Raw genomic sequence first — 10283 nt, forward strand, 5'->3', positions numbered from 1 at the left:
GTCGATGGCCCGCACCCTTTAAAACAAAAAGCCCAACCTAAATAGGTTGGGCTTTTCTTATTCTCAATAATCTTAAGACTCTTTCACTTCCTGAGGAAGTTCATCTTCGTCTTCCAGTTTCTCTGGCAGAAGTAGATTTAAAATGATCGCAGTGATACCACCTGCTGCAACACCAGTTGAGAAAATACTCTTAATAAATTCTGGCATAAATTGCAGGATCTCTGGTTTTTGCGCGATACCAAGTCCCATTGAGAAGGATAAGGCCATGATCAGAATTGCGCGGCGATCGAGCTCAACACGAGAGATAATACGTACACCAGCGGCAGCAATCGTACCAAACATGACAATTGTTGCGCCGCCAAGTACTGGCTCAGGAATCAGCTGAACAAAGCTAGCGACGCCAGGAAACAAGCCAAGAATCACTAACATGCCAGAAATAAAGTAACCCACGTAGCGGCTCGCGACTCCTGTTAGCATGATGATGCCGTTATTCTGGCTAAACGTTGAGTTCGGGAAGCTGTTGAAAACGGCTGCGATTGCAGAGTTTAAGCCGTCTGCTAACACACCGCCCTTAATGCGTTTCATGTACACTGGGCCTTTTACTGGCTCACCAGACACTTCAGATGTTGCGGTAATATCACCGATGGCTTCTAGTGCGGTAATAAAGAAAATCAGTACCAGCGGAATGAACAGAGACCAGTCAAACGATAAGCCATATTGCATTGGTACGGGCAGTGCTACGATCTCGGTTGCGCCTAGCTGAGAAGTATCTACCATCCCCATAAAATACGCCATGATGTAACCCACTAGCATCGCAATCACGATTGAAGCCACACGGATGTATGGGTTTTTCGAGCGGTTTAAAATCACAATTAATCCAAGTACCGTCCCAGCCAGAGCAAGTTTGTCTAAGCTGCCGAAGGTTCCTTCATTTAATGCTGCGTAGCCACCGCCCATTGATACTAAGCCGACTTGAATCAGTGTGAGACCGATAAGAGTGACGACGATGCCTGAAACAAGCGGAGTGATGATTCGGCGGGCATGCTCCAACACGCGAGATAGGAAAATTTCTGCAAATGATGCGACTAAAATCGTACCAAAAATGGCAGCCATCATGGTGCTGATGTCTGCTCCACCGGCTTTCAGCGATAGGCCTGCTCCAATAATAGGACCTAAAAAGTTAAAGCTGGTGCCTTGAACAGAGAGCAAACCAGAGCCAATTGGGCCAACGGTGCGAATTTGAATAAACGAAGACACGCCTGACGCAAATAAAGACATGCTGATAATGGTGTTGGTTTGATCGGCCGGAACGCCCAAAGATTGGCAAATGATTAATGAAGGTGTAATCACCGCAACGAACATCGCCAATAAGTGCTGAAGTGCGGCAAAAATGGTTTGAGGCAAAGGTGGTCGATCGTTGAGTTGATAGACCAGTTCCGAAGATCGGTTTGAAGTTGTCATTGTTTGTCTCGCTAGTCGCAATATTTCCCTAGTTCTCGCTGAATGGGAGAGCAGGGTGGAGTTGACGTCGTTACCTGTGATTGCTGTTAATCAGAGTCAACTCAGGTTGGTGGAGTGTGATCTAACACACTTAAAAATTTGTGCGCGATTATAGAGAGATTCACTCAAAAAGCAAACGTTTGCTTTGTTTTTGGCGCATTAAAAAACGAGCCATTTGGCTCGCTTTCAATCATTACGCTTTGGAGTAAATATCCCGCTCACCCAACCAGCGATCGATAATCGCTGTTGCGTTAGACGGGTAATTGTCATGAATATGACGCGAAATGCGCTGAACTTCGGGAATCAGGCGATGATCTCGAACTAAGTCTGCGATTTTGAAATCAGCAAGACCTGTCTGCTTTGTACCCAATAGTTCACCAGGGCCACGAATTTCTAGGTCTTTCTGCGCAATGACGAAGCCATCGTTACTTTCACGTAGTACTCCGAGACGTTTTTGCGCGGTTTTTGACAGCGGAGAGTGGTACAGCAGCACACAATGGCTAGCAACGGAACCTCGGCCCACGCGACCTCTTAACTGGTGTAATTGTGCCAAACCAAGACGTTCAGGGTTTTCTATGATCATCAAGCTAGAGTTTGGCACATCCACACCAACTTCAATCACTGTCGTTGCGACCAGCAAATGCAGTGTATTGTCTTTGAAATCTTGCATCACCGCTTGTTTCTCTGCCGGCTTCATTCGTCCGTGTACTAGACCAATTTTTACGTCCGGTAGCTTACGTTGAAGCTCTTCTGCGGTATCTGCCGCGGCTTGCGCTTCTAATACTTCCGACTCATCAATCAGGGTACACACCCAATATGCCTGCTTGCCTTCGTTTAAGCAGGCATTTCGGACACGCTCGACGATGTCGTCACGTTTTGTATCAGGAATAGCAACGGTTTGAATCGGCGTTCGACCCGGTGGTAGTTCGTCAATCACGGAAGTTTCCAGATCGGCGTAAGCGGTCATGGCTAAGGTGCGAGGAATAGGCGTTGCTGTCATGATGAGCTGATGTGGATAAGCGCCTTGTTTTGCACCTTTCTCACGCAGCTCTAAACGTTGGTGGACACCGAAGCGGTGCTGTTCATCAATGATGACCAAAGCAAGGTGATGAAATTCAACGTGCTCTTGGAATAGCGCGTGAGTACCCACTACCATTTGCGCTTCACCACTGGCAATACGAGCCAGCTCGGCTTCCTTTGCCTTACCTTTGAGTTTGCCCGCTAACCAACCGACTTGAATGCCCATGGTTTCAAACCAGTTTGCGAAGTTGATAGCGTGTTGCTCGGCCAATAGTTCGGTTGGCGCCATGAGTGCCACCTGATGGCCATGCTCAATGGCTCTAACAGCGGCCAAAGCGGCAACCAACGTTTTCCCCGAACCAACATCGCCTTGCACTAATCGCATCATTGGGTGCGGTTTTTCTAGATCGGCTTCAATCTCTTGTACTACTCGGGTTTGAGCGTTTGTAGGAGAGAAAGGCAGTTGGGCTAAAAGCTGCGTTTTTAGTTTATTACAAGGACCGAGAGGTAGCGCTGAATCCTTCTGACCTTTGCTACGCACCGCTAGCATCGATAAGTTTTGTGCGAGCAATTCTTCCATGATCAAGCGGATTTGGGCAGGATGTTTGCCTTCGTCAAACTCATCTAAATTAATGGTTGGTGGTGGGCGATGAATGGTGTGCAGCGCTTGCGACATCGTGATTTGATGGTCATACAACCCCGCTGGAAGTAATTCCTGCACTGCGGTTTTATCAAGCAGGGCTAAAGCTTGTTCGGTAAGGTTGCGTAATGTGATTTGGCGTAAACCATCGGTGGTGGGATAAACAGGGGTTAAGCTCTGTTCTACATCGGGCTTTTGCTCGCTGACGTAAAACTTGTAGTCAGGATGAACAATTTCCAAACCCATGCCACCGCGCTTAATTTCACCGTAAGCATGTACTAACTTACCTTGCGTGAAATTGTTCTTCATGGCTGCGGTAAAGTTGAAAAAGCGCAGCGTGATAGTGCCATTACCGTCGCTGATTTTTACCGTTAGCATTTTGCGCTTACCGAAGATGGTGTCGACTGCCATGACCTTACCTTGCACTGCCGCCCAAAGGCCAGCATGCAGTTTGGCAATAGGGTAAATACGAGTACGATCTTCGTAGCGTAACGGAAGGTGAAACAGCAAATCTTGAACGCTATGTAAGCCAACTTTGGCGAGTTTTTCTGCGACTTTCGCGCCAACTCCAGAAAGGGAGGTTAATGGGACGGCAGATAACATTTGGGCGGACATAGAGGGCTCAAGAAAATGGTTAACATAGCAGTATGTTAACCATGGAGCTGTGTTTTTGTACAGGAAAAAATAGTCATGCTTTAGTTAGTGTCATGATTTGACTGATAACCTATCATTCCGAGGAGCTTTAGCGACATCAGGATTCTATTTCCAACAAGTATGTCGCTGAAGTTAACACTATCAGCATCTGTATATTTGAGAATTAGATCCTGAACCACGCTCCTTCGCCGCCGTTCAGGATGACGAAAGTCTGTTACTTGCTTTGCATCTCTTGCCACCACGCGTCATCGGCGATGATTTGACCTTCTTCATCGAGTGGTGGGTAAACGAGCCCTTTTCGTTTCGCGACCTTTGCCAGCACTGGGTGACCACGTTCAAAGAGAATACGGTTGATTGTCTCTTTAGGCAGAGCGCTTTCTTCTCGGTCGTACATGCCTGCGGCTTCACGTTGACGTTGCGCTTCATACAAAATTACGGCACTGGCAACCGATACGTTTAGTGACTGCACCATGCCCACCATCGGGATAATAATGTCTTGATCAGCAAGCTGTTTGGCTTGCTCTGAAGCGCCAACCTTTTCGCTGCCTAAAATGATTGCCGTTGGTTTGGTGTAGTCGATCTCGCGAAAATCGACGGCGGTGTCCGAAAGATTGGTCACCAAAACCTGCATACCTTGCGCTTTGAGTTCGGTAATCGCAGTTTCAATCGAATCGTGAGTATCCACTTCAACCCAGTTACGCGCGCCAGCTGAGGTATGGCTCAGCGTACGCATTTTGTCAGGCCAAATTGCGTGAACTTTGTGTAAGCCTGTCGCGTCAGCGGTGCGGATCACGGCAGAGACGTTGTTTGGCTTATGTACTTCTTCGAGACAAAGTGTCAGATCAGTTTGGCGAGTTTTTAGGACTTGGTGAATACGGTTGTAACGTTCTAGGTTCATATTTATTGAGGTATAAAAAATCGCCACCTAACAGAGTAGGTGGCGATAGAGGTTAGTTCTTTCTGCGTCTGACTCGGGTTGCTTGAGGCATTGCCTTAATCTTACGCATGATACCAGCAAGGTGGACACGATCTTTCGTCGTCAACAGCACAGTCACAGTGTATAAACGACCATCACGTTCTTCCGTTGAAAGGCCATGAATGTTTGATCCTGTTTTCGAGATCACGTTGGTCAGTTCTGCAAGAGCACCTTGGTTGTTAAGCATGTCGACTTTAAGTTCAGCAATGAACTCTTTATCGTAGTCTTCAGACCAAGCGACAGCCATATAACGGTCTGGCTCTTTCTGATAACCACGAACGTTCGGACATGTTTCTCGGTGAACAACCAAACCACGACCAGGCGATACGTGAGCAATAATGTGATCATCTGGGATAGGATGACAACAATTTGCAAACGTCAGCAATAAGCCTTCTGCGCCACGAATCGGAAGCTTCTTCTTCGAGTCCGTTGGGATTGAGCTTGTTGTCGTGAGCTCTTCGGTGTCACCAAGGAGCCGACGTGCGATCACAATGCTCATCAACTCACCCAATCCAATAGCAGCCAATAAATCATCAATGCTTTCTAGGCGAAGATCATTCAAGACTTCTTGGATATTTTCTGGATAAATTGAATCAATCGAGTGACGGCCAAGTGCGTGATTAAGTAGGCGACGACCTAAAGTAATCGACTCTTCACGACGCATCGTTTTCAGTACTTGTCGAATCTTAGTGCGGGCACGAGAAGTCACGACATAGTTTAGCCATGCCGCATTCGGACGCGCACCAGGGGCACTGATAATTTCCACCGTCTGACCGTTTTTCAATGCCTTACTCAATGGGTAAGGGTTACGATCAACACGAGCACCAACACAAGAGTTGCCTACATCGGTATGTACGGCATAGGCAAAGTCGACAGCCGTTGCGCCTAAAGGTAATTCAACGATACGACCTTTTGGTGTGAAGACGTAAATCTCATCTGGGAAAAGATCGGATTTTACGTTTTCAATGAATTCGAATGAGTTACCCGCGCTTTGTTGTAGCTCTAACAGGCTTTGCATCCAACGCTGAGCTTTCACTTGCGCAGTGGTGCCAGACTTGTCGCCTTTGTCTTTATAAGACCAGTGTGCTGCGACACCTTTGTCCGCCATTTGATCCATATCTTCAGTACGGATCTGAACTTCAACAGGTACGCCGTGTGGGCCAACCATGGAAGTGTGTAGCGATTGATAGCCGTTCGCCTTTGGTACCGCGATGTAATCTTTCATGCGACCAGGACGTGGCTTATACAAACTGTGTACTTGGCCTAAAACGCGATAACAAGTATCAGCGGTATCAACAACGACTCGGAACGCATAGATATCCATGATGGTGTGAAAGCGCTGTTCTTTGGTTTTCATCTTGTTATAGATAGAGAACAGGTTTTTCTCACGACCAACGACGCGAGCATTCAAGCCGAAATCTTGCAGACGGCCTTCTATTTCGCTGTGAATGCGTTGGATCATCTCTTTACGATTACCACGTGCGGCTTTAACCACTTCTTTCAGTACGCGGTAGCGGTTGGGATATAGCGCCTCAAAGCCCAACTCTTCGAGTTCGGTTTTGATATTGTGAATACCAAGACGATGAGCGAGGGGCGCGTAAATTTCTAACGTTTCACGAGCAATACGACGCTTTTTATCTGGTCGAAGCGCGCCAAGCGTACGCATGTTGTGCGTGCGGTCAGCCAGTTTGATCAGAATGACGCGGATATCTTGCACCATGGCCAGAACCATCTTACGAAAGTTCTCAGCCTGAGCCTCTTTCCTATCGCGGAATTTGAGTTTGTCCAGTTTAGATACACCATCAACCAATTCTGCGACAGTGTTGCCGAATTTCTCTTCGAGATCTTCTTTAGTTACATCACAGTCTTCAATGACGTCATGCAGCAAAGCAGCTTGGAGGGTTTCGATATCAAGGCGCATTTCGGCCAAGATTCGAGCCACAGCGACAGGGTGGATGATGTATGGTTCACCGCTAGAGCGGGTTTGCCCTTCATGGGCATCTCTCGCTACCACATAAGATTGACGCAGAGCCTCAATCTGAGGCTCTGTTAGGTATTCTTGGGCAACGTCTTTGAGGCTATCGAATAGATACAAATTATAGGCCCGGGAGGTTGTTGAATTCTAAAGTCAGAATTAACGGTTGTGAGCGATGCTGCTTACTGCCGCTAGCTCTGCCGCTTCTTGCTCTTGCTGTTCTTGACGTTCACGAGCGTCTAGAACTTCTTTAGTAATTAAACCTTCTTCGATTTCGCGTAGAGCGATAACCGTTGGCTTATCGTTCTCTTCTGGCACTAGTGCATCTTTACCGCCAGTTTGCATTTGACGAGCGCGGCGAGCCGCAATCAGTACTAGGTCGAAACGGTTGCCAACTTTTTCAACAGCGTCTTGAACAGTTACGCGTGCCATGAGGACTCCAAATAGTTAACTAAAATTTTAGAATGACGAGAAAGTATACAACCTAACTACTTTATTTACTAGCAATTAGACAAGCCACCGTTTGTGGACTTTCTCAGGTAGTTTATTGTGTTTTTCGCACTGGGCAAAAAACGGGAAATTCTTTATGTTTTACAGCGTGACTTTTTTGAAGTTACTCTGCTAACAACGCGTCAAGCATACCTTTATATTTAGCAGCTTGCTTTTCTTCCTTCAATCTTTCAGCACGCAAGATAGCTTTAAAATCCATCAAAGCGGTATCAAAATCGTCGTTTACGATCACGTAGTCGTACTCGTTGTAATGAGAGATTTCCGACTTGGCTTCAGCCATACGCTTTGCGATCACTTCATCGCTATCTTGACCACGAGTGTTCAAGCGACGCTCTAACTCACCGTTTGATGGTGGCAGGATGAAGATGCTTTTGGCTTCTGGCATTTGTTCACGGATTTGGCGTGCGCCTTGCCAGTCGATATCTAGAAAAACGTCGATACCTTTATTTAGTGTTTCTTCAATCCATACACGAGATGTGCCGTAATAATTACCAAACACTTCTGCGTATTCTAGGAAGTCACCTTTAGCGATCAGGGCTTCAAACTCATCTTTCGCTACAAAATGGTAGTGGACACCATTTTCTTCACCAGGTCGCATGTTGCGCGTGGTGTGAGACACAGACACTTTCATTGCGTAGGTTGGGTTGCGTTCCAACATCGCTGAGATCAAGCTAGATTTACCTGCGCCGCTAGGTGCAGATACGATATAGAGAGTACCTTTGCCCATTGTACTGTTCCACTTTTGATTGGATTGATTGAGTGCCGAAGGAAAGTTCGACATTCTTATAACGATAGCACTGGCATTGAGAAATCAACCACCAAAGGGGTGGATATTGGTGATAATCCCGCCAGAAAAATGGAGGCGAAGAGTATCATGATCTCTATTTTGTTACCAGTTGATCTTTCTGTCTGTGATCGTCTCAGATGAAATAGTTACTTACGCCAGAGTGTTCCTAAACAGCGAAGAAGGAGCGTGATACAGGACTTACCATCCGCGCACTCTGTTATTAAAACCATTTCTACAACCGTTTAGTGTGCTGATTTTAGGTTTAGAGTCCCGATTTGGCTTGCGTGAGTGACTCTGGTTAAAAATAGGGGTTAATAAAGATAAAACGGAAAAAAGGGGAAGCTTTCACTTCCCCAGGCGTGCGACTGACTCACACTTAATCTTCGAATTATCCTTGAGACTCTAGGAAATTTATCCAAGGGCTAACGGTTGACCTGAATTTTGGCGATTGAGCAGCGCCTTTCATCGCCTGCAAGGCCTTTTGTGGCTGCTTAAGCTCGAAATAGGCCATCCCGCGAATGTATTCAAGTTCTGCCTTTTGCTCTTTAGAGGCACTGGATGCCGCGCTTTCTACAAAACGAGTTGCTTCAGAATACTGCTTGTCTTGTATCATTAAGCGAGCAATCTGAATTTGCGTTTTAGCAGAAGGAGCGAGGTTATATGACTTTTTATAAGCGAGAATTGATTTATCTAGCTCTTTAGCTTGCTGCCAGAAGCTGGCTAGGCGGTCATAGTTTTCCTTCGTCTTTTCAATGTTTCCAGCTGCCATTTCCTTTTCAAGAGTTTTGGCTGCTTTATATGGAATACCTTGATAAGCCAAGAAGTTTACAAAGCGTAAATATTCCTTCTCTCCTTCTAGTTTCCCCATTTTGTAAACCATTTCTAGGGTGGCTAGAGAGTTGCGCTCTTGACCTAGCTCCATGTAGACACCAGAAAGTTGCATCCAGTAACGCTTTTTCTGAGGGTACTTTGAAGTCAGAGTTTTGAGTACACTGGCAACGCTTTTCAGCTGGCCTAACTCGTAGTGAGATGCAACGAGAATTAAGTACCAAGACTCACTTGGGCTCTTGCTCATCGCGATGGCTTTTTTGGTTGGTGGGATTGCATTTCTGTAATCTTCCAACTGAACATAGGCGCTCGCTAACGTGATATAAGCATGAGCTTGAGGCTTCTCTTTGGTTGTTTCTGCAACCTTGAACCATTCCTTCATCGTTTTTACAGACAACGTATACTTTTCTTCAGCTAGGTAAAGCTGAGCCAAGCTGTAGCGAACTTGTTGAGCAACAGGAACGGGAAGTGCGTCGAGCTGTAATGCTTCGGCAAAGTATTTTGCTGCTTGCACATAATTGTCTTGTAGCGAATACAAAAAGCCAGTCTGCTGAAGTAAAACTGCTCGGTCGTATTTTTTCGAACTTGTGCTTTCTAAAGCGCTTGCTAGTTTTTCTTTCGCTGCTGAATATTTTTCAGTTGCGATCAACTCTTGCACTTTGTTAACGGTTCGAAATGTCCGATCTGATAACTGAGGAGCTTCTTTTGCCATCGTAGGAGCGGCCATTGCCACTCCTGCGAAGAGAATTAAAGAAGCCACTTTGCTTTTCCATAAACTTTTCATCGTGACTCCTTAATTGGTTGAGAACTCTATTTCTTGCGATAGGCGCGAGCTAACAGGTTTCCCGTCAACCAATTTTGGTTTAAATGTCCATTTAGAGACTGTTTTTCTTGCCGCTCGACCGAGGCCTAAGCGTCGTGGTTGCTCTTTAAGAACTTTGATGTCCTCTACGGCACCACGTGCGTTGACAGTAAACTCTAATAAGACGACCCCTTTTTCTATTCCTGCTTTCGCAGCCTTCCTAGGCATTTGAGGTTGGAATGTCGCTAGAGGTGTTGGACCTCCGCTACCCGCGAGTTGCGCACCTCCACCCTGGCTATAATGTCCAAGCACCGAACCACCTGTAACATTTACGGGTAGGTCAAGCTTTGGCATATCCATTGGGGTCTGCTCCATCACCGGTTTTACTGTCGCTGTCACTTTCATTTCTGGCGGCGGCGGCGGACGCTTAGGCGGTGGTGGCTTTGGAAGTTCGCGTTTTTTCTCCTGTATTTTTTCGTCTGGTTTAATGCGAATAAACTCGACCATACGCAGGTCATCATTCGACACTAACTCGTGGCGCTCTTTGTTTACTAGCTTGTCCATCCCCCAGAACAACCCGAGGGAGACAAT

The 10283-nt window shown here is 46.4% G+C and carries 8 protein-coding genes; all 8 read right to left on the reverse strand.

Translation table 11 applies throughout. The annotated features are described in order from the left end of the window. Nucleotides 1-72: 72 nt before the first annotated feature. Nucleotides 73-1461 carry a uracil-xanthine permease family protein gene (locus R7O12_RS21495; RefSeq protein WP_005379335.1) on the reverse strand — a complete coding sequence of 463 codons (1389 nt, stop codon included), beginning with the start codon at nucleotides 1459-1461 and terminating at the stop codon, nucleotides 73-75. Between the two features lie 232 nt (nucleotides 1462-1693). Then, a complete protein-coding gene (gene recG, locus R7O12_RS21500) occupies nucleotides 1694-3775 on the reverse strand; it encodes an ATP-dependent DNA helicase RecG (RefSeq protein WP_318100919.1) in 2082 nt (693 codons plus the stop codon). A 253-nt stretch (nucleotides 3776-4028) separates the two neighbouring features. Continuing rightward, on the reverse strand, nucleotides 4029-4712 hold the full coding sequence (gene trmH / locus R7O12_RS21505; RefSeq protein WP_017820702.1) for a tRNA (guanosine(18)-2'-O)-methyltransferase TrmH: 684 nt from the start codon (nucleotides 4710-4712) through the stop codon (nucleotides 4029-4031). Between the two features lie 52 nt (nucleotides 4713-4764). Further along, on the reverse strand, nucleotides 4765-6885 hold the full coding sequence (gene spoT / locus R7O12_RS21510; protein ID WP_005379340.1) for a bifunctional GTP diphosphokinase/guanosine-3',5'-bis pyrophosphate 3'-pyrophosphohydrolase: 2121 nt from the start codon (nucleotides 6883-6885) through the stop codon (nucleotides 4765-4767). Between the two features lie 39 nt (nucleotides 6886-6924). Continuing rightward, entirely contained in the window at nucleotides 6925-7197 is a 273-nt protein-coding gene (gene rpoZ, locus R7O12_RS21515) for a DNA-directed RNA polymerase subunit omega (protein ID WP_005379346.1), read from the reverse strand. 181 nt (nucleotides 7198-7378) lie between these two features. Further along, a complete protein-coding gene (gmk, locus tag R7O12_RS21520) occupies nucleotides 7379-8002 on the reverse strand; it encodes a guanylate kinase (RefSeq protein ID WP_005379347.1) in 624 nt (207 codons plus the stop codon). A gap of 448 nt (nucleotides 8003-8450) precedes the next feature. Next, nucleotides 8451-9674 (reverse strand): tetratricopeptide repeat protein, encoded by a 1224-nt coding sequence (locus R7O12_RS21525; protein ID WP_047103757.1) that lies wholly within the window; start codon nucleotides 9672-9674, stop codon nucleotides 8451-8453. A 9-nt stretch (nucleotides 9675-9683) separates the two neighbouring features. Then, the coding region (locus R7O12_RS21530) for a TonB family protein (RefSeq protein WP_318126353.1) at nucleotides 9684-10283 on the reverse strand (600 nt) is incomplete at its 5' end.

It is taken from the genome of Vibrio sp. Vb1574 (assembly GCF_033338675.1).

What these genes read in the sequence shown, in the direction of transcription:
- R7O12_RS21495 (WP_005379335.1), bottom strand. Translation starts at nt 1,461, where the DNA reads ATGACAACTTCAAACCGATCTTCGGAACTGGTCTATCAACTCAACGAT.
- recG (WP_318100919.1), bottom strand. Translation starts at nt 3,775, where the DNA reads ATGTCCGCCCAAATGTTATCTGCCGTCCCATTAACCTCCCTTTCTGGA.
- trmH (WP_017820702.1), bottom strand. Translation starts at nt 4,712, where the DNA reads ATGAACCTAGAACGTTACAACCGTATTCACCAAGTCCTAAAAACTCGC.
- rpoZ (WP_005379346.1), bottom strand. Translation starts at nt 7,197, where the DNA reads ATGGCACGCGTAACTGTTCAAGACGCTGTTGAAAAAGTTGGCAACCGT.
- gmk (WP_005379347.1), bottom strand. Translation starts at nt 8,002, where the DNA reads ATGGGCAAAGGTACTCTCTATATCGTATCTGCACCTAGCGGCGCAGGT.
- R7O12_RS21525 (WP_047103757.1), bottom strand. Translation starts at nt 9,674, where the DNA reads ATGAAAAGTTTATGGAAAAGCAAAGTGGCTTCTTTAATTCTCTTCGCA.